This is a genomic window from Cellulomonas sp. P2_F12, assembly GCF_056403775.1.
This window is the reverse complement of record NZ_JBFUEV010000004.1, coordinates 273,428-290,446: the sequence shown is the minus strand read 5'-3', so window position 1 is coordinate 290,446 and position 17,019 is coordinate 273,428. Positions and strand designations below refer to the sequence as shown.

21 protein-coding genes are annotated in these 17,019 nt (G+C 72.9%); 15 read left to right on the top strand and 6 right to left on the bottom strand.

What is annotated here, in order from left to right; genetic code table 11:
• From AC1DWH_RS11940 to AC1DWH_RS11930, 3 genes are read left to right on the top strand one after another with little or no spacing between them, the layout of a single operon-like run.
• Positions 1-603, top strand: coding sequence for a dihydrofolate reductase family protein (locus AC1DWH_RS11940; protein WP_477093850.1), 603 nt, complete (start codon positions 1-3; stop codon positions 601-603).
• Positions 604-663: 60 nt separating this feature from the next.
• Positions 664-1,254: a carboxymuconolactone decarboxylase family protein gene (locus AC1DWH_RS11935; protein ID WP_477093849.1), complete on the top strand. Its 591-nt coding sequence runs from the start codon at positions 664-666 to the stop codon at positions 1,252-1,254.
• Positions 1,251-2,129 carry an RNA polymerase sigma-70 factor gene (locus AC1DWH_RS11930; protein ID WP_477093848.1) on the top strand — a complete coding sequence of 293 codons (879 nt, stop codon included), beginning with the start codon at positions 1,251-1,253 and terminating at the stop codon, positions 2,127-2,129. Before AC1DWH_RS11935 ends, AC1DWH_RS11930 begins: the two co-directional genes overlap by 4 nt.
• Here AC1DWH_RS11930 and AC1DWH_RS11925 read toward each other — a convergent pair.
• Positions 2,119-2,640: a M15 family metallopeptidase gene (locus AC1DWH_RS11925; RefSeq protein ID WP_477093847.1), complete on the bottom strand. Its 522-nt coding sequence runs from the start codon at positions 2,638-2,640 to the stop codon at positions 2,119-2,121. The two genes, AC1DWH_RS11930 and AC1DWH_RS11925, sit on opposite strands and share 11 nt — an antisense overlap.
• A gap of 148 nt (positions 2,641-2,788) precedes the next feature.
• On the opposite strand from AC1DWH_RS11925, the gene AC1DWH_RS11920 reads away from it, so the two are divergent.
• A complete protein-coding gene (locus AC1DWH_RS11920) occupies positions 2,789-3,193 on the top strand; it encodes a RidA family protein (RefSeq protein WP_477093846.1) in 405 nt (134 codons plus the stop codon).
• A gap of 5 nt (positions 3,194-3,198) precedes the next feature.
• On the opposite strand, the gene AC1DWH_RS11915 is transcribed toward AC1DWH_RS11920, so the two are convergent.
• Both AC1DWH_RS11915 and helR read right to left on the bottom strand, forming a co-directional pair.
• Positions 3,199-3,606, bottom strand: coding sequence for an SRPBCC family protein (locus AC1DWH_RS11915; protein ID WP_477093845.1), 408 nt, complete (start codon positions 3,604-3,606; stop codon positions 3,199-3,201).
• Between the two features lie 42 nt (positions 3,607-3,648).
• Positions 3,649-5,799, bottom strand: coding sequence for an RNA polymerase recycling motor ATPase HelR (helR, locus tag AC1DWH_RS11910; RefSeq protein WP_477093844.1), 2,151 nt, complete (start codon positions 5,797-5,799; stop codon positions 3,649-3,651).
• Between the two features lie 131 nt (positions 5,800-5,930).
• Between helR and AC1DWH_RS11905 the strand changes: the two genes are divergently transcribed.
• The 3 genes from AC1DWH_RS11905 (at position 5,931) to AC1DWH_RS11895 (ending at position 8,350) form a co-directional block, all read left to right on the top strand.
• Positions 5,931-6,341, top strand: a complete 411-nt coding sequence (locus tag AC1DWH_RS11905) for a VOC family protein (protein ID WP_477093843.1) — start codon at positions 5,931-5,933, stop codon at positions 6,339-6,341.
• Between the two features lie 39 nt (positions 6,342-6,380).
• On the top strand, positions 6,381-6,824 hold the full coding sequence (locus AC1DWH_RS11900) for a MarR family winged helix-turn-helix transcriptional regulator (RefSeq protein WP_456843829.1): 444 nt from the start codon (positions 6,381-6,383) through the stop codon (positions 6,822-6,824).
• Between the two features lie 86 nt (positions 6,825-6,910).
• Positions 6,911-8,350, top strand: a complete 1,440-nt coding sequence (locus tag AC1DWH_RS11895; RefSeq protein ID WP_477093842.1) for an MATE family efflux transporter — start codon at positions 6,911-6,913, stop codon at positions 8,348-8,350.
• Here the strand turns inward: AC1DWH_RS11895 and AC1DWH_RS11890 are convergent.
• The gene (locus AC1DWH_RS11890) at positions 8,347-8,706 is read right to left on the bottom strand and encodes a winged helix-turn-helix transcriptional regulator (protein ID WP_456843831.1); all 360 of its coding nucleotides are present in this window, start codon (positions 8,704-8,706) and stop codon (positions 8,347-8,349) included. The two genes, AC1DWH_RS11895 and AC1DWH_RS11890, sit on opposite strands and share 4 nt — an antisense overlap.
• A 93-nt stretch (positions 8,707-8,799) precedes the next feature.
• Here AC1DWH_RS11890 and AC1DWH_RS11885 point away from each other — a divergent pair, with 93 nt between their 5' ends.
• The 8 genes from AC1DWH_RS11885 (at position 8,800) to AC1DWH_RS11850 (ending at position 15,598) form a co-directional block, all read left to right on the top strand.
• Entirely contained in the window at positions 8,800-9,519 is a 720-nt protein-coding gene (locus tag AC1DWH_RS11885) for an SDR family oxidoreductase (RefSeq protein ID WP_477093841.1), read from the top strand.
• A 105-nt stretch (positions 9,520-9,624) separates the two neighbouring features.
• Positions 9,625-11,379: a glycosyltransferase family 2 protein gene (locus AC1DWH_RS11880; protein WP_477093840.1), complete on the top strand. Its 1,755-nt coding sequence runs from the start codon at positions 9,625-9,627 to the stop codon at positions 11,377-11,379.
• Between the two features lie 96 nt (positions 11,380-11,475).
• The gene (locus AC1DWH_RS11875) at positions 11,476-11,883 is read left to right on the top strand and encodes a YciI family protein (protein WP_456846460.1); all 408 of its coding nucleotides are present in this window, start codon (positions 11,476-11,478) and stop codon (positions 11,881-11,883) included.
• A 2-nt stretch (positions 11,884-11,885) separates the two neighbouring features.
• Positions 11,886-13,139, top strand: a complete 1,254-nt coding sequence (locus AC1DWH_RS11870) for an RNA polymerase sigma factor (protein ID WP_477093839.1) — start codon at positions 11,886-11,888, stop codon at positions 13,137-13,139.
• 71 nt (positions 13,140-13,210) lie between these two features.
• Positions 13,211-13,663 (top strand): hypothetical protein, encoded by a 453-nt coding sequence (locus AC1DWH_RS11865; protein WP_477093838.1) that lies wholly within the window; start codon positions 13,211-13,213, stop codon positions 13,661-13,663.
• Positions 13,656-13,883 (top strand): helix-turn-helix transcriptional regulator, encoded by a 228-nt coding sequence (locus AC1DWH_RS11860; protein ID WP_456846457.1) that lies wholly within the window; start codon positions 13,656-13,658, stop codon positions 13,881-13,883. Before AC1DWH_RS11865 ends, AC1DWH_RS11860 begins: the two co-directional genes overlap by 8 nt.
• Before the next feature lie 87 nt (positions 13,884-13,970).
• A complete protein-coding gene (locus AC1DWH_RS11855; protein ID WP_477093837.1) occupies positions 13,971-14,672 on the top strand; it encodes a DUF4386 domain-containing protein in 702 nt (233 codons plus the stop codon).
• A gap of 44 nt (positions 14,673-14,716) precedes the next feature.
• Positions 14,717-15,598, top strand: a complete 882-nt coding sequence (locus AC1DWH_RS11850) for a GNAT family N-acetyltransferase (protein WP_477093836.1) — start codon at positions 14,717-14,719, stop codon at positions 15,596-15,598.
• A gap of 13 nt (positions 15,599-15,611) precedes the next feature.
• On the opposite strand, the gene AC1DWH_RS11845 is transcribed toward AC1DWH_RS11850, so the two are convergent.
• Together AC1DWH_RS11845 and AC1DWH_RS11840 are read right to left on the bottom strand one after the other, a co-directional pair.
• Positions 15,612-16,415, bottom strand: coding sequence for an MBL fold metallo-hydrolase (locus tag AC1DWH_RS11845; RefSeq protein WP_477093835.1), 804 nt, complete (start codon positions 16,413-16,415; stop codon positions 15,612-15,614).
• Positions 16,415-17,002 carry a dihydrofolate reductase family protein gene (locus tag AC1DWH_RS11840; protein WP_456846453.1) on the bottom strand — a complete coding sequence of 196 codons (588 nt, stop codon included), beginning with the start codon at positions 17,000-17,002 and terminating at the stop codon, positions 16,415-16,417. Before AC1DWH_RS11840 ends, AC1DWH_RS11845 begins: the two co-directional genes overlap by 1 nt.
• Between the last annotated feature and the right edge of the window lie 17 nt (positions 17,003-17,019).

The window sequence follows — 17,019 nt, the reverse complement described above, 5'->3', positions numbered from 1 at the left end:
ATGGCGGTGATCCTCGACATCACGATCTCGCTCGACGGCTTCGTCACGGCCCCGAACGCGGGGCCGGGCAACGGGCTCGGCGACGACGGTCTGGTCCTGCACGAGTGGGCCATCGGCGACCGGACCGCGCAGGACGAGCAGCTGCTCACCCGGGGCGAGGCCGTCACCGGCGCCGTCGTCATGGGCCGGCACACCTTCGACGTGGTCGACGCCCCGGACGGCTGGAACGACGAGCGGCACTACGGGGCCGACAAGGGCGACCCGGCCGCGCCGCTGCCGTGCTTCGTCGTGACCCATCACGCCCCCGACCACGTCCGGCTCACCGACCGGATGACCATCGTGACCACGGGTCTGCGCGACGCCGTCGACCAGGCGGCGGCCGTGGCGGGCGACAAGGCCGTCGTCATCATGGGCGGCGGCGAGCTGGGGGCGTCCGCCCTGCGCGACGGCCTCGTCGACCGGCTCCACCTGCACGTCGCCCCGCTGTTCCTCGGCGCGGGATCGCCGTTGTCCCCCGGGACGCGCGTGACCCTGCTCCTCGACGAGTCCGCGACCGTGATCACCCGCAACGCCGCGCACCTGTTCTACGACGTCGTGCGGTAGCTGTCACAGATCCTCCGCGGCCGGTGTCTTGTGTCCGACACCAGCGCACGAGGAGGAACCATGACCAGCACGACGCGGGTCCCCGCCACCGAGATCACCGGTCTGTACGGGGCCCTGGTGAAGAGGTTCAGCACCAAGATGTTCGGCAAGGTGCCCGAGGCCCTCGGGGTGATGGGCAACAACCCTGCCGTCCTGAAGTTCAGCCTGGGGCTGGGCCAGAAGTCGGCGAGGTGGCACGCCTGCCCCGAGGACCTGAAGTCGTACGCCCACATGGCCGTCGCCTCCCTGGTCGGCTGCTCGTGGTGCCTCGACCTGGGGTACTTCCAGGCGCACAACGAGGGACTCGACCTCGTCAAGGCTCAGCAGGTTCCGCGCTGGCGGGAGTCGACCGTGTTCACGCCGCTCGAGCGCGACGTGCTGGGGTACGCCGAGTCGATGACCCTGACGCCGCCGACCGTCACCGACGAGCTCTCCGCGCGGCTGCTCGACCAGCTCGGGGCGCCCGGCCTGGTGGAGCTCACCTCGTGGGTCGCACTGGCCAACCTCTACTCCCGGACCAACTCCGCCCTGGGGATCGAGGCGGAGGGGTTCGCCGCCTCCTGCGACCTCCCGCCGCTGGCCCCGCCGAGCCGCGTAGCGTCCCGGTCATGAGCGAGGACCCGTTCGTCGCGCACCGCAGCCTGCTGTTCACGGTGGCCTACGAGATGCTCGGCTCCGCCGCCGACGCCGAGGACGTCGTGCAGGAGACCTGGCTGCGGTGGGCGGACCTCTCCCCCGGGGCGAGGGCAGAGGTGCGCGACGCGCGGGCGTACCTCGTCCGGATCGTCACCCGGCAGTCGCTGAACCGGATGCGCACGCTCGCGCGCCGGCGCGAGGACTACGTCGGCGAGTGGCTGCCCGAACCGCTCCTGACCAGCCCCGACGTCGCCGAGGACGTCGAGCTGGCGGAGAGCGTCTCGTTCGCGATGCTCACCGTGCTGGAGACGCTCGACCCCACCGGCCGGGCGGTGTTCGTGCTGCGCGAGGTGTTCGACACCCCGTACGACGAGATCGCCGACGCCGTCGGCAGGACCCCCGCCGCCGTGCGCCAGATCGCCCACCGCTCCCGGGAGCACGTGGCCGCGCGACGACCCCGGCAGCAGGTGAGCCGGGCCGAGCAGTCGGCCGTCGTCGAGCGGTTCCTCGCCGCAGTCCGCGACGGTGACCTGCAGGGGCTGCTGGACGTGCTCGCGCCGGACGTGGTCGTGGTGGCCGACGGCGGCGGCGTGGTCGACGCGACACGGCGCCCCGTGACGGGTGCTGACAAGGTGGCCGCGTTCCTGGCCGGCCTGGCGACGATCACGGGCGACTTCGTGTCGACGCCCGCCTGGGTCAACGGCGGTCCCGCGGCCCAGGTCCACGTCGGAGGCGAGCTCAACACGGTGATGAGCCTGGTGATCGAGGACGGCCGGATCGCGCGCATCTACGCGGTCCGCAACCCGCACAAGATGACGCGGCTGGCCGAGGAGACGGCGCTCAGCCGCTGACCCAGCCGCCCGACGAGTCCGCGTGCATCGGTGGGCACGCCGTCGCGCCGGCGGGGAGCATCTCGAAGTGCCAGGCCTCGTTCGCGTACGCCCGGCACAGGCCGAGCTCGACGCCGTGCTGCTCGAGCCAGAGGGCCCCGGCCGTCGGCCCGACGTCGACCGCCAGGCCCTGCACGTGCGCGGACGCCCCCGGCGGGAGCACCCACCGGTGCGCCTCCTCCAGCGACCCGTAGCGGGCGACCGCCGCGTCGACGAGCTCCTGCTGCTCCTGCGCGGAACGCCAGCCCGACGTCAGGGTCAGCTCCACGCCGTCGCGAGCCGCCGCCTCCTGCGCCGCCTCGAACCGCCGCGCGAGCTCCGGGTCCAGACCGTGGGGCGGTGCGACGGACCTGACGACGGCGTAGGCGCTCACCGCGAGCGCGGCGCACAGCACGGCCACGACAGCGATGCCGGTCCGCCGGGCGCGGCGACGGCGGACGCGCTCGGGGAGCCGGCCGATGTAGAGAGTCACGCACCCACCGTGCGACGCGGACGTGCCGCACGGCGTCGGCCTGGGAACCCTTCCTGCGGCCCCGGACCTGGTCCCCGGGACGGAGCGGGCTCCGTCCCAGGGCTGAGCCTCGGTGCGCGTGTCAGAGGTGCGTGCCACGGTGGATCGCATGGAGATCACCCGCCTGCAACCGGCCGGCCTCGTCCGGAGCCCGGCGTTCAGCCACGTCGCCGTCGTGCCTGCGGGCGCGACCACCATCTACGTCGGCGGCCAGAACGGCGTCGACGACACCGGTGCGATCGTCTCGGACGACGTCGCCGAGCAGTCCGTCCGCACCATCGACAACGCGGAGATCGCGCTGCGGGCCGCCGGCGCGACGCTGGCTGACGTCGTGCAGTGGACCGTGCTCCTCGCGCAGGACGCCGACCTCGCGGCGGCCTACGGGGCCATCGGTCCCCGGCTCGCCGTCGACGGCGCCCCGCCGCTCGTCACCGCCGCCCGGGTCGCCGGGCTCGGCGTGCCGGGAGCGCTCATCGAGGTCAGCGCGATCGCGGCCGTGCTGCCGACCGGCTGACCCGGTCAGCCGTCGTGCTCGGTGCCCTCGAGCACGGCCTTCAGGCGGGCCAGGTCGCGGGTCACCAACCCGGTGTCGCGCTCGAGCTCGTCGTCGGTCATCCCGGGAGAGCGGCGCAACGTGAAGACGACCTCGGTGGCGCCGCCGTCCGCGAGCGCCCGCATCGGCACGTAGACCGCCTCGCCCGACGGCGTCAGCACCTCGTGGTCGAGCACGCCGAACTCGTTGCGCGGGGCGAACGTGACCCGTGCCCGACCCTCCGACGTCTCGACGAACCAGGTGCCGTCGTCCTGCACCACCGAGGTACCCAGGCCGGGTGCCCACCGGGGCAGGTTGGCCGGTTCGGACGCGAAGGCGTACACCTCGGCCACGGGTCGGTCGATGTGGACGCTGAGATGCCGGGAGGCGGTCATCCTGCGATGGTGCCACGGCACCGCGTCTCGTTCCTGCGCAGGTCAGGCGCTGGTCAGGACGACCAGCTCCTGGGTCGCCCGGGTCATCGCGACGTAACGGTCGACCGCGCCCTCGATCCCCGTGCCGAACGCCTCCGGGTCGACGAGGACCACCAGGTCGAACTCGAGGCCCTTCGCCAGCTCCGGGGTCAGCGACCGGACGCGGGCCGTCCCGCGGTAGTCCGGGTCGCCGATGACGCACGCGACACCCGTCGCGTGGTCCGCCAGCCAGGCGCCGAGGATCGCGTCCCGGTCGGCCACCGGCCCGTGGACCACCGGGACGCCGCTGCCACGGATCGAGGTCGGCACGTTGACGTCCGGGAGCACCGCGCGGATGACCGGCTCCGCCTCCGCCATGACCTCCTCGGGCGTCCGGTAGTTGATGCTCAGGGACGTCAGCTCGATCCCGTCGAGCCCGACCCGCTCGAGGCGCTCCCGCCACGACTCCGTGAACCCGTGCCGGGCCTGCGCGCGGTCGCCGACGATCGTGAAGCTCCGGGACGGGCACCGCGCCAGCAGCATCCGCCACTGGGCGTCGGTCAGCTCCTGGGCCTCGTCCACCACGATGTGCGCGAACGGGCCCGCGAGCGCGTCCGGGTCGGCCGCCGGCAGCGCGGCCACGTCGACCAGCTTGTCGCGCATGTCGTCCCCGCGGAGCATCTGCATCACGCGCAGCTCGGTGTCGTCGTTCTCGATCAGCTGGTCGACGATCTGGCTCATGTACTCCCGCTCGGCGGCGAGGGTGGCCTCCTGCCGGCGACGTCGCCGGGACGCCTCCGGGTCGCCCAGCCGGTGCCGCGCCGCGTCCAGCAGCGGGAGGTCGGACACGGTCCACGCCTGGGCGTCGGCCCGCTGCAGCGTGCGGATCTCCTCCCGCGTGAGCCCGGGAGCGCACAGACGGAGGTAGGCGGGCACCGACCACAGGTCGCCGACGAGGTCGGTCGGTTCGAGCAGCGGCCACGCGCGGTCGAGGGTGGTGTTGAGGTCCTTGCTGGTCAGGAGCGCGCGGCGGAGCAGCTCGGGCTCGATGTCGTCGTCGTCGACCTTGTCCAGGAGGATCTCCAGCAGCGCGTCCCGGACCTGGTCGCGCGCCTCGTTGTGCGGGGTGCCCGGCTCCGGGGCCTCGAACGCCTCGGCCCAGTCGTCGGCGCTGACCCAGAGGTCGACCCAGGCGGTCTCGACCTCCGTCCCCGTCGTCGGCGGCCTCTCGTAGAACCGGACCGCCGGCTCGATGGCCGCGACCATCTCCACGGTCGACTTCAGGCGCGCCACCTCCGGGTCCGTCTCGGCCGTCGCCGCGGCCCCCTCGGGGACGAGCTCGCGCAGGGTGCAGGTCCGCACGCCCTCCTCGCCGAGGCTGGGCAGCACGTCGGACACGTAGTCGAGGTACGGCTGGTGCGGACCGACGAACAGCACGCCGCCGCGGCGGTGACCGAGGCGCGGGTCGGAGTAGAGCAGGTAGGCGGTGCGGTGCAGGGCGACGACGGTCTTGCCGGTGCCCGGGCCGCCGTCGACGACGAGCGCGCCGCGTGACCCCGCGCGGATGATCGCGTCCTGGTCGGCCGCGATGGTGCCGAGCACGTCGCGCATCCGGTCCGACCGGTCGGTGCCCAGGCTGGCGATGAAGGCGGACTGGTCGTCGAGCGCGGCGTTCCCGTCGAACCCGTCGGCGGTGAACACCTCGTCCCAGTAGTCGTCGACACGTCCGCCGGTCCAGCGGTAGCGGCGGCGGCTCGCCAGCCCCATCGGGTTCGCGTGCGTCGCCCCGAAGAAGGGCTCCGCCGCGGGGGAGCGCCAGTCGAGCAGCAGCCGACGCCCGTCGCGGTTCGTGAGCCCCAGCCGGCCGATGTACACGGGCTCGCCTCCGTCGGCGCTGACGATTCGGCCGAGGCAGAGGTCGAGGCCGAACCGCCGCAGCGTGCGCAGGCGAGCGGTGAGCCGACGGATCTCCTGGTCCCGCTCGACCGCCGCCGTGCCCGAGCGGCCCGGGGCCCTGCGCTCGGCGTCGAGCCGGTCGGACAGCTCGGCGGTCTGCTGCTCGAGGCTCGCCGCGATGGCGGCGAAGTGCAGCTCGTCGCGGCCGATCGACGCCGGGTCGGCTTTGCGGGCGAGGTGGTCGGGAAGGTCGAACGCACTGGTGGTCACGGGAGTCACGGTCGGAGATTCTGCGCGGCGACGGGGGCCTTGCCGCAAGCCCCCCTGTGCTCTATACCTTGAGAAGGGAGGGCAGTCGGTGCCCTCCCTTTCCCATGGGCTCTCCGCCCCCGGTCTGCGAGGGGAGCGACGTGGAGATCCAGCTGAGCATGCTCGGGGTGATCGTCAGCGACATGCCCGCAGCGCTGCGGTTCTACCGGCTCCTGGGGCTCGACATCCCGCCGGGCGAGGACGAGAAGCCGTTCGTCCTGCACCGCATGGCGAGCGGCGTGACGATCTTCTTCGACACCGTGTTCGCGGCCCGGTACGACGCCGACCATGCCCTGCCCACCGGCGGCGGGTACAGGACGCTGTTCGAGTTCTACCTCGGTGACGACGCCGCGGTGGACGCCAAGTACACGGAGCTCACGGCCGCCGGCTACCACGGGCGGATGGCGCCGGAGCAGACGTCCGGCCCCTACGCCGCGATGGTCGACGACCCCGACGGGAACGTGGTCCTCCTGACGTCCGACGACGCCCTCGGCCGCGCTGAAACAGTTTGAGGGTTGACAGTTAGAGATCGAACAGTTAGATTTCTGACCATGGATGCACCGGACAACACCCTCAGCACCAGCCTCGGGCTGGTCCGCTGGATCGGCTGGGCCCAGCGCAAGGCCGGCGACGACTGGATCCGGGCGCGCGAGCTCAGCCACGAGCAGGCCTTCGCGCTCGGGTACCTGGTGCAGAACCCCGGCGCCATCCAGCGCGACATCGCCGAGATGACGCGCACCAGCCCGGCGAGCGTCTCGAGCCTCCTGCAGGGACTCGAGCGGCGCGGCCTGGTCGAGCGCCGCACCGATGCCGGCAACGAGCGCAGCAAGCGCGTCTACGCCACACCCGAGGGCGCCCAGCTCATCGCAGGCTTCGACTCCGCGATGGCCGAGGTCGACGAGTCGATCCTGGCCCCGCTGGACGACACCGAGCGAGCCGCTCTCCACGCCCTGCTCAGCAAGATCACCGCACAGCTTCCGCGCCCGACCCGGTAACAGCCGGGCACGCGCCCCCCACAGACCACCTCGCGGCGCCGACGTCAGTCGGCGTGCGCTCCACCCTGCCCGGACAAGGAGCAACCATGACCACCGTCGACATCGAACCCCCCGTGACGGCCGACGCCGTCGGCACCAACCGCTGGTACCTCTCCGCCGCACCGATCGTCCGCGCCCTCGTGCACCTGTGCGTGCCGATGGCCGCCGCGATGATCGTCGGCGCCGTCTACAACCTCATCAACGCCGGCTTCATCGGCTCGCTGCACGACTCCACGCTGCTCGCCGCGATCACGTTCGGCGCGCCGATCCTCGGCCTGGTCATGGCGGTGGGCGGCGTGTTCGGCGTCGGCGGTGGCGCGCTCATCTCCCGACTGCTCGGTGCGGCCGAGCACGACCCCGCGCAGGCCGGCGAGATCAAGCGCGTCTCGTCGTTCTCCGTGTGGGGCGCGGTCATCTCCGGGGCCGTCCTCGGCGCCCTCGGGCTGCTGTTCCTGGACCCGCTCGTGTCGTTGCTCGGCGCGGACGCCCCGGCGGTGCCGGCCACCGGCGCCTTCGTCGGCGTCATGCTCGCGTTCGTCCCCGTGCTCGCCGCCGCCTTCTGCCTCGAGCAGCTGGTGCGGGCGGAGGGCGCGGCGCGCCAGGTGATGGTCGGGCTCATCGGCTCCACCGTCGCGAACCTGGTCCTCGACGTCGTGTTCATCCTCGGGCTGCACTGGGGCGTCGCCGGCGCGGCGCTCGCGATGGGCCTGGCCAACCTCGGCGTCGTCGTCTACTTCGTCGTCTGGCTCCAGCGCCACAGCGAGCACGTCGACCTCGCGCCGCGGTGGTTCACCCTGTCGCCCGCCGTGCTCAAGCCCGTGTTCGGGGTGGGCATCGGCGAGCTGCTGCAGGCCGGCTTCCTCATCGTCACGTCGCTGGTGCTCAACAACCTCGCCGTCGCGTACGGCGACGGCGCGCTCGCGGCCATGGGCGTCGCGGTCCGCATCGCGCAGATCCCGGAGTTCCTGGTCATGGGCATCACGCTCGGCGTCCTGCCGCTGCTCGCCTACGCGTTCGGCAAAGGCGACCGGCAGCGGCTGATGTCGGCCCTGCGCGTGTCCGCGATCGCGGTCGGTGGCATCACGCTCTTCTTCGCGACGGCGGTCTTCGTCTTCCGCGACCAGGTGTTCTCGGCCTTCGTCGCCGACCCCTCGGTCCTCACGGTCGGCGTCACCATCCTCGCCGCCCAGCTCGTCGCGATGATCGCCAACGGGTTCGCCGGGCTGCTCACCTCCTTCTTCCAGGCCACCGGGCGGGCGGTGCCGGCGACCGTCATGTCGGTGACGCAGGGCGTGCTGTTCATCCCCGTCGTGCTGCTGGGCAACCTCTGGTTCGGGCTGGCCGGGATCATCTGGGCGCTTACCCTCACCGAGGGTGCGGTGCTGGTGGTCGGCGTCGTGATGTGGCTCGCGTCCCGTCGCGCGATCGACCGGGGCCTGGCCGAGGGCAGCCCGGAGCGCGCCGACGAGGTTCTCGCCGCGGCCTAGGAGGCGTCCGCGCGGCCCTGAGCCTCGAGGATCTCGGGCACGTGGGACTCCGCCCAGTCGCGCACGGCCTGCAGGGGCCCGCACAACGACCGGCCCAGCGGCGTGAGCGAGTACTCGACCCGGGGCGGGTGCTCGTCGTACTGGGCGCGGGCGACGAGGCCGTCGGTCTCGAGCGCTCGCAGGGTCTCGGTGAGCACCTTCGGCGTGATGCCCTGGATGTGCGTTTTGAGCTGGGTGAACCGTCGCGGCCCGTCGGCGAGGGCGGTGACGACGAACACCGTCCACCGCGCGCCGATGCGGTGGAGCACGGTGCGGCTGGGGCAGGTGGCCGCCATGACGTCGTACGCCGTGCCCATCCACGCTCCCGCGGTTTCGTTGAAGGTACCGGTATCAAGACCATACCGTGACGCCCGCGGCGATCCCGACCCCCGCCGCGCGGAGGAGCGGACATGAGCACGGACCTGACCGGGCAGCGCGTCCTGGTGATCGGCGGAGCGAAGCACCTGGGCGAGGCGGTGGCCCGCCGTGCAGCGGAGGCCGGCGCCGCCGTCGTGATCGGGGCACGCGACCTCGAGCGGGCCACGCAGGTGGCAGCCGGGCTGCCGGACGCGATCGCGGTGCGCATCGACGTCACCGACGAGGCGACCATCCGCGCGGCCGCCGCCGAGCTCGGTCCGATCGACCACGTCGTCGTCACGGCCACCGCGAGCCACAACGTTCCCGTCGCGGACCTGGAGCGCGCGGGGATCCTCGCCGCCCTCGAGGCCAAGGTGATCGGCCCGTTCCTGCTCGCCAAGCACTTCGCCCCGACCATGCCGTCGACCGGGTCGTTCCTGCTGTTCTCCGGCGTGGCCGCGTGGAACCCCGCACCCGGGTACACCGTCATGGGCGTGGCCAACGGCGCCGTGTCGTTCCTGGCGTCCCACCTGGCCACGGAGCTCGCGCCGATCCGGGTCAACGCCGTCTCGCCCGGCATCGTCGACTCCGGCACGTGGGACCGTCTGGGGCCGGGCGCCAAGGAGGCGGTCCTCGGCTCGGCAGCCTCGGCGAACCTCGCCGGGCGGGTCGGGCAGCGTGCGGACATCGCCGAGGCGGCCGTCTGGCTGCTCGGCGCCGGGTTCGTCTCCGGCGAGACGATCCACGTCGAGGGTGGGGCGCGGCACGCCTGACGTCGGCCCTGAACTGCCGGTTCGCCGGGGAGGCGCGGCTGTACGCTGCCGGAAAAGAGGGCAGGGGCCGACCCTGGTCCTGGTGGCGGAGCGGCAGAACGGTCGATGACACAGCAGCCGGCGCAGTCCTTGCACCGCCGAGCCGCCCGGCTCGGGTGGGCCTCGGCCGCGCTCGCGCTGGCCTCGGCGCTGCTCCTGGGCGGCGCGGTCTGGCTGATCGCGACCAGCTCGCCGCCGATCGTCCCCGACGCCGAGCTCGCGATCGCCATCCTCCCCGTCGACGTCCGGCTGACCGCACCGCGACCGACCATCGTCGTGGGCGTGGGCCTGGCGGTCGCCTCGTTCCTGGTGGCGATGGCAGCCCAGCAGACCGCCGTCGCGATGCGCGTGCTGTCCCGCGGTCGGGGCCTGGCGCAGCCGGTGCCGATGGCCACGGCGAAGCTGAGGCGTCGCATCCTCGGTACTGCCGCCGTGCGCAGGCTCGGCCTGGACGCTCCGCCGGACTGGCCGCTGTCCGCCATCCCCGCCGAGGCGGACGCCGCCGGCCTCGTGCGGTGCACGGTCCTGATCCCGGCGCACAACGAGGAGGCCGTGATCGATCGGACCCTCGTGTCGCTGATCGACCAGCGCCGCCCGCCGGGACGGATCATCGTCGTCGCGGACAACTGCACCGACGCGACCGTGCAGATCGCCCGGGGCCGCGGCGTCGAGGTCGTCGAGACCGTCGGCAACACCGAGGCCAAGGCCGGCGCGCTCAACCAGGTGCTGGCCGGGTTGCTGCCGACGGCCGGCGCGCAGGACGTCGTGCTGGTGATGGACGCCGACTCGACGATCACGTCCGACTTCCTCGAGGTCGCCCTGGGCCGGCTGGACGACGACCCCGACCTGATGGCGGTGGGTGGCCTGTTCTCGGGTGAGGACGGCGGCCGGGTCCTCGGGCAGATGCAGCGCAACGAGTTCGCCCGCTACCAGCGCGTGCTGGACCGCCGCGAGGGCCACGTGTTCGTCCTCACCGGCACCGCGTCGGTGATCCGCGCGTACGCGATGCGCGCGATCGCGGAGTCCAGGGGCTCCCTCATCCCCGGCAGGTTCGGCGACGTCTACGACACGCTGGCCATGACGGAGGACAACGAGCTCACCCTGGCGTTGAAGTCGCTCGGGGCGCAGCTGACGTCCCCGTCGGAGTGCCGCGTCGTCACCGAGGTCATGCCGACGTGGCGTGACCTGCGCAAGCAGCGCAACCGCTGGCAGCGCGGCGCGCTGGAGAACATCGGCGCGTACGGGCTCACGCGCACGACCGTCCGCTACTGGTGGCAGCAGGTCGGGCTCGCCTACGGCGTCATCGCCCTCCACACCTACCTGCTGCTCATGGCGATCGCGCTGCTGGCGGCGGACGGGTTCCGCTGGTCGGCGCTGTGGACGGCCGTCGGGTTGATCTTCCTGCTGGAGCGCGTGGTGACCGCGTGGGCGGAAGGGTGGCGCGGGCGTGTGCTGGCGGCACCGTTGGTGATCGAGCTGGGGTACTCGCTGTTCCTGCAGTGGACGTTCATCGTGTCGCTGGCGCAGATCGCCACCCGGAAGAAGTCGGGCTGGAACTACGTCCCGCGGCCGACGGCCACCGCCGCCGCGCTCGCTCTGCCGGTGATGCTCGCCCTGCCGACGCTCGGTCGCTGGAACCCGTTGCCGTCCTCGATCCTGCAGACGACGTGGTTCGAGGCGCTGAGCCTGTTCGTCGGCGTGAACACCTTGATGTTCGCCACGTTGTGCGTGTTCCAGATGCTGCCGCCGATCGGGCGCAGCCTGCACCGGTTCCAGGCACGTCGGGCGGCCCGGCACGATCCAGTCGGGGCGTTCGAGTAGGCGGTGTCGATTCCGGCCCTTCCCGTTCGACGCATCGGCGAGCCAGAGTGGGACCGGCCGACGGGGCCGGTCCCGGGCGGAACGAAGGAGTCGACGATGAAGGTCTTGGTTCTGGGCAAGGCGACGGAGCAGTCCGAGTCCGGCGAGCTCGGTTCCCCCGAGGACTTCGTGGCGATGGACAAGTTCAACGAGCAGCTCGTGGAGGCCGGCGTCGTGCTGGCCGCCGACGGGCTCCAGCCCTCGAGCAAGGGCAAGCGGATCACCTTCGACTCCAGCGGGAGCCCCACGGTGATCGACGGACCGTTCGCCGAGACCAAGGAGCTCGTCGCCGGGTTCTCGATCTGGGAGGTCGCCTCCATGGAGGAGGCCGTCGAGTGGGTCAAGCGCTCACCGCTGCGCGAGGGTCAGGTCGAGCTCCGCAAGATCCTGGGCCCCGAGGACTTCGCCGACTCCTTCCCGGCCGAGCTCGCGGCCGCCGAGGAGCGGGCGCGCGCCGACACGTAGCAGTGACCTCGGCGACCCAGCAGGCGATCGAGGCGGTCTGGCGGATCGAGTCCGCCAGGCTGATCGCCGGCCTGGCCCGCCTCGTCCGCGACGTCGGGCTGGCGGAGGACCTTGCGCAGGACGCTCTCGTCGCGGCGCTCGAGCAGTGGCCCCGGTCGGGCGTCCCGGACGTCCCGGGCGCCTGGCTCATGGCCGTCGCCCGACGCCGCGGCGTCGACGCGATCCGGCGAGCCGTGACCCTGCGGAGGAACGTCGAGCTGCTGGGTCGCGAGCTGCGTGATCACCAGACCCCGATCGACGACCTCGAGCTCGACACCCACGTCGAGGACGACGTGCTCCGACTCATGTTCACCGCGTGCCACCCGGTGCTGTCGGTCGACGCCCGCGTCGCGCTGACCCTGAAGATGGTCGCCGGACTGTCGACCGAGGAGATCGCCCGCGCGTTCCTGGTGCAGCCGACCACCATGGCGGCGCGCATCACCCGGGCGAAGAAGGCGCTCACCGCGGCCGACGTGCCCTTCGAGGTCCCGGTGGGCGAGGAGCTCGACGACCGGCTGAGCTCCGTGCTCGAGGCCGTGTACCTGGTCTTCAACGAGGGCTACACGGCGACCGTCGGCGCGCAGTGGGCCCGCGCCGACCTGTGCCAGGAGGCGATGCGCCTCGGCCGCATGCTCGCCGCGCTGGCACCCGGCGAGTCCGAGACCCATGCCCTGGTGGCATTGATGGAGATCCAGGCGTCCCGCCTGCGCGCCCGCACCGGGCCCGACGGTCGGATCGTCACGCTGGACAAGCAGGACCGTGCGCACTGGGACCGGCTGCTGATCACGCACGGTCTCGCGGCGCTGGACCGGGCCGAGGCGCTCGGCGGCACCGGCTCGTACGCGATCCAGGCGACGATCGCGGCCTGCCACGCCCGGGCAGCGCACGCCGAGGACACCGACTGGGCGCGCATCGCCTCGCTCTACGGCGACCTCGTGGCCCTGACCCGCTCGCCGGTCGTCGAGCTGAACCGCGCGGTCGCCGTGTCGATGGCCGACGGGCCGGCCGCCGGGCTCGCCGTGACCGACGGGCTGCTCGACGTCGCGGCGCTGCGCGGCTACCACCTGCTGCCGAGCGTGCGCGGCGACCTGCTGGCCAAGCTCGGGCGCTCGGCGGAGGCACGGGCCGAGTTCGAGCAGGCCGCCCGGCTCACGTCGAACGAGGCCGAGCGCGCGCACCTGCTCGCCCGGGCCGGGCGCAGCTCATCGGGGCCGTGATGTAAAGAAAACTAGACATGGTGTCCGGTCTGTCTTACATTCGTCGGGACAGCCGACCGATCGGAGACCCCATGACCACGGACGACGACCACGTCCCCCTCTCCTACGGCGAGCGCACGGCCTGGACGTATGCGGTCGTCATCCCGGCGGGCACCCTCGCCTACCTCGCGGTCGTCGTCCCGCGCGTGCTCACCCAGCCCGTCGCGGACGTCGCGTGGGCCGGGCCGATGCTCTGGGCGATGGGCCTGTCGATCGTGGCGAGCATCGTCGGCGCGATCGTCTTCGCCATCGTCGTGCGGGACCACGAAGGCCGGCTGGACGTGCGCGACACCCAGATCGAGCGCTACGGCGACCGCATCGCGCTGTGGTTCACCGCCGGCGGCGCCATCGTCGCGCTGCCCCTGGCGATGCTCGAGGTCGACTGGTTCTGGATCGGCAGCACCCTGTTCGTCCTGGCGGCGGTCGGCTCCACCTGGGGCGCGATCACCCAGATCCGCGCCCACCGGGGGACCTTCGTTGGGTAGGACCACGCGCGTCACCAACACCGTCCGCACGCTGCGGTTCACGCACGGCGAGATGACGCAGGCCGAGCTCGCGACCCGCATCGGCGTCACCCGTCAGACCGTCATCGCCATCGAGCAAGGCCGGTACTCGCCGTCCCTCGAGATGGCCTTCCAGATCGCGCGGGTGTTCGGGGTCCCGCTCGACGAGGTCTTCCAGTACCCCGACGACGAGGACCGCTAGAGATCGCTCGCCCTCACCGGACCGCGTGCCACAGGCACGTGGCCTCCCCCTCGCACACCCTCGCGCGCCCTCCCGAAGGAGCCCGTCATGTCTGTCCGCCGTACCGCCCGCCTCGCCGGCCTGCTCTATCTCGTCGTCGCCGTCCTCGGCGGATGGGCCCAGCTCACCCGCACGCAGGTGCTCGTGCCCGACGACGCCGCCGCCACGGCCCAGGCGATCGCCGACCACGCCGGCGCCATGCGGCTGGCCGTCGGCGCGGACGTGCTCGACGCCACCGCCTTCGCGCTGTTCGGCCTGGCGATGCAGCGGCTGCTGCACCACGTGCACGCCCGCGCGGCCGCCGCGCTCGTGCTCGGCACATGGCTCAGCGCCGCGATGGGGCTGGTCATGCTGACGTTCCACGTGGGGGCGCTGGTCGTCGTCACCGACCCCGCCGTGTCGTCGGCGGTCACGGACGCCGACGGGATCGCCCTGCTGCTGCTCGACCTGCAGTCCGCGGCCTACACGCTCGCCGGCGTCTTCTTCTCGCTGTGGATGGCGTCCGCCGCGTTCCTCATCGCCCGGTCGGGGATGTTCCCGCGGTTCCTGGCGCCGCTCGTCGCCGCCGGGTCGGCCGCCTGGCTGCTGGACACCGTGCTCGTCTCCGCCGCGGTCGACCTGCCGGCGCTCGTGTCCGCCGTCCCCACCGTGACCGCGACGGTCGCCGAGCTCACCCTTCTGACCTACCTGCTCGTCCGGGGTGTCCGCCGCGGCGCCGACCTGGTGACCGCCTCGGCCGCGAGCGCCTGAGGGAGCGGGGCGTCGGCAATTCGCGTGCGCTCCCCGGTGGGACGGTGTCTGATCGCCACGTGGCCATCGAGCTGAGCACACCGGGCGTCGACCGGCTCGGCGACGTCGTCCGCGCGCTGCGGGACTGGCAGTCCGACGCCTCGCCGATGCAGCTGCACCCCGGCGACCTGGGCTGGTACTGGCGGTTCGGCGCGGAGGCGACGGCGGCGGCGGTCCGGACCTGGAGCCGGTACGGACGGCTCCTCGCCGTCGGGTTCCTGGACGGACCCGAGGTCCTGCGGATGACCGTGGCGCCCGACGTCTACGGAGAGGAGGAGCTGGCTCACCAGGTGGTCTCGGACCTGTCCGAACTGGAGCGTGGCGTCCTGCCGGCGGGCGCGGTGTCCGTCGAGGCGCCGGACGGCACCCGGGTGCAGGGCCTGTTGTCCGAGGTCGGCTGGGCCACCGGCGAGCCGTGGACGCCGCTCCGCCGCGACCTCGCGGGGCCGGTGGAGGAACCCGGGGTGCGGACCGAGGTCGTCGGGCCCGGGCAGGAGTCCGAGTTCACGGCCGTCCACCGGTCGGCGTGGGACAGCCCTCGGTTCACCGACGAGCTGTGGCGCACGATGGCGGCCGGGCTGCCCGCCGCCGACGCGCGGTGCCTGCTCGCGTACGACGACCGAGGCGTGGCGGTGGCGGGGGTCACGGTGTGGTCGGCCGGCCCGGGACGGCCGGGGCTGCTCGAGCCCCTGGGAGTCCACGCCGAGCATCGGGGGCGCGGCTACGGACGGATGATCTGCGTCGCCGCGGCGGCCGAGCTGAGGACGCTCGGTTCGTCGAGCGTCGTGGTCTGCACCCCGAGCTCCCTTGCCCCGGCCATCGCCACCTACCAGTCCGCCGGGTTCGAGCGACTTCCCGAGCGGCTGGACCGCTCCCGCGGCGCCTGACCGACAGGGCGCGTCACTGCGCGAGCTGCTCGAGCTGCCAGGTGGCGATGCCGGTCATCTCCTCGCCGTACGGGGCCGACGGGTCGAGCCGGGGGTCGTCGGGAACGCGGCCGTGGCGCAGCGCGTCCAGGTAGGCCCGCTCCAGGTCGACCCGGGCGCGGAGCTCGTCAGCATCGCCGACGGACCCGTGGCCGGGGACGACGACGTCGATGGCGCCGGCCGCGCCCTCGAGCAGCCGCAGCGCCGCGAGGTAGTCCTCGACCGGGTCCTGCGCGAACGGGCTGAGGATGGGCACGAGGAGGTCGGAGAGCATGTCGCCGGCGACGAGCACGCCGCGCTCCTCGACCAGCAGCGCCGCGTGGCCCGGGGCGTGCGCCTGGTGCTCGATGACCCGGACCTCGGGTCCGGCCCACGGCACGCGCGTCGTCTCGGGGGGCAGCCCGGCGATCCGGCCGAACACGCCGTCGAGCGGGACCTGGTCGACGATGTCCGACGGGATCATCCCGGCCACGAAGGACGCCCAGCCCGGGTCCGCGAGCCGTGCCTGGATGGCGGCCGCGCACCGGGCCGTGCCGTAGCGCGGCGGCTCACCGAGCTCGGCGTGCCAGAGCAGGTGGTCCCAGTGCGGGTGCGTCGAGAAGCCCGCCGCCACGGGCCGGCCCCGCTCGCGCAGGTCGGCCGCAATGCCGGCCAGCTCGTCGCCGAGCACCCCGGGGTCCACGAGCAGCACGCCCGCCTCGCCCTCCACGACCACGGCGTTGCTCTGCATGAACTCGCTCACGTGGACGAGCACGCCCTGCGCGATCTGCTGCAGCATCAGCTCTCACTCTCCTGGCGGATGGCGTAGCGGCGCTGCGTGACGCCGGACTCGAACGATCGCTGCTCGAGCGGGTCGAGGTCGATCGGCCGGTCGTAGTCGTCGAACAGCGGCCGGCCGAAGCCGAGGATCGTGGGATGGGTGGTGAGCAGCAGCTCGTCGAGCAGGCCCGCCCGGAGCAGCTGGGTGGCGAGCGCGGCCCCGCCCACGCCGATGGCGCCGTCGGTCCGGGCCCGCAGGGCGGCGAGCTGCTCGATCGCGTCGTCCCCGCCGACGACCCGCGTGTCGTGCTCGGCGGTGTGCCGGGTGCGGGAGACCAGCACCTTCGGCTTCGCGGTCCAGATCTCGCCGTACTCCCGCATGTAGTCCGGCAGGGACGCGTCCTCCCGCGCTCGCGGCCAGTACTCCTCCATGAGCTCGTAGAACACCCGGCCGTGGACGATGAGCGCGACCTCCCGCGTCTGCGCGTTGAACTCGCGGTGCAGCTCCTCGTCGATGCGCAGCCACTCGCCCGCGCCGTTGTCGCCGGGGACCTGCTCGATCCGCAGGTCGAGGGACACGTTCATGCTGTAGACGAAGCGGCCCATCGTGTTCTCTTCCCGAT

Bases quoted from the DNA above. Each gene is read 5' to 3' on its own strand.
- AC1DWH_RS11920 (WP_477093846.1), top strand. From the start codon at position 2,789: ATGGAGATCACCCGCCTGCAACCGGCCGGCCTCGTCCGGAGCCCGGCG.
- AC1DWH_RS11855 (WP_477093837.1), top strand. From the start codon at position 13,971: ATGTCTGTCCGCCGTACCGCCCGCCTCGCCGGCCTGCTCTATCTCGTC.
- AC1DWH_RS11880 (WP_477093840.1), top strand. From the start codon at position 9,625: ATGACACAGCAGCCGGCGCAGTCCTTGCACCGCCGAGCCGCCCGGCTC.
- AC1DWH_RS11940 (WP_477093850.1), top strand. From the start codon at position 1: ATGGCGGTGATCCTCGACATCACGATCTCGCTCGACGGCTTCGTCACG.
- AC1DWH_RS11895 (WP_477093842.1), top strand. From the start codon at position 6,911: ATGACCACCGTCGACATCGAACCCCCCGTGACGGCCGACGCCGTCGGC.
- AC1DWH_RS11890 (WP_456843831.1), bottom strand. From the start codon at position 8,706: ATGGGCACGGCGTACGACGTCATGGCGGCCACCTGCCCCAGCCGCACC.
- AC1DWH_RS11935 (WP_477093849.1), top strand. From the start codon at position 664: ATGACCAGCACGACGCGGGTCCCCGCCACCGAGATCACCGGTCTGTAC.
- AC1DWH_RS11930 (WP_477093848.1), top strand. From the start codon at position 1,251: ATGAGCGAGGACCCGTTCGTCGCGCACCGCAGCCTGCTGTTCACGGTG.
- AC1DWH_RS11885 (WP_477093841.1), top strand. From the start codon at position 8,800: ATGAGCACGGACCTGACCGGGCAGCGCGTCCTGGTGATCGGCGGAGCG.
- AC1DWH_RS11865 (WP_477093838.1), top strand. From the start codon at position 13,211: ATGACCACGGACGACGACCACGTCCCCCTCTCCTACGGCGAGCGCACG.
- AC1DWH_RS11840 (WP_456846453.1), bottom strand. From the start codon at position 17,002: ATGGGCCGCTTCGTCTACAGCATGAACGTGTCCCTCGACCTGCGGATC.
- AC1DWH_RS11845 (WP_477093835.1), bottom strand. From the start codon at position 16,415: ATGCTGCAGCAGATCGCGCAGGGCGTGCTCGTCCACGTGAGCGAGTTC.
- AC1DWH_RS11900 (WP_456843829.1), top strand. From the start codon at position 6,381: ATGGATGCACCGGACAACACCCTCAGCACCAGCCTCGGGCTGGTCCGC.
- AC1DWH_RS11915 (WP_477093845.1), bottom strand. From the start codon at position 3,606: ATGACCGCCTCCCGGCATCTCAGCGTCCACATCGACCGACCCGTGGCC.
- AC1DWH_RS11875 (WP_456846460.1), top strand. From the start codon at position 11,476: ATGAAGGTCTTGGTTCTGGGCAAGGCGACGGAGCAGTCCGAGTCCGGC.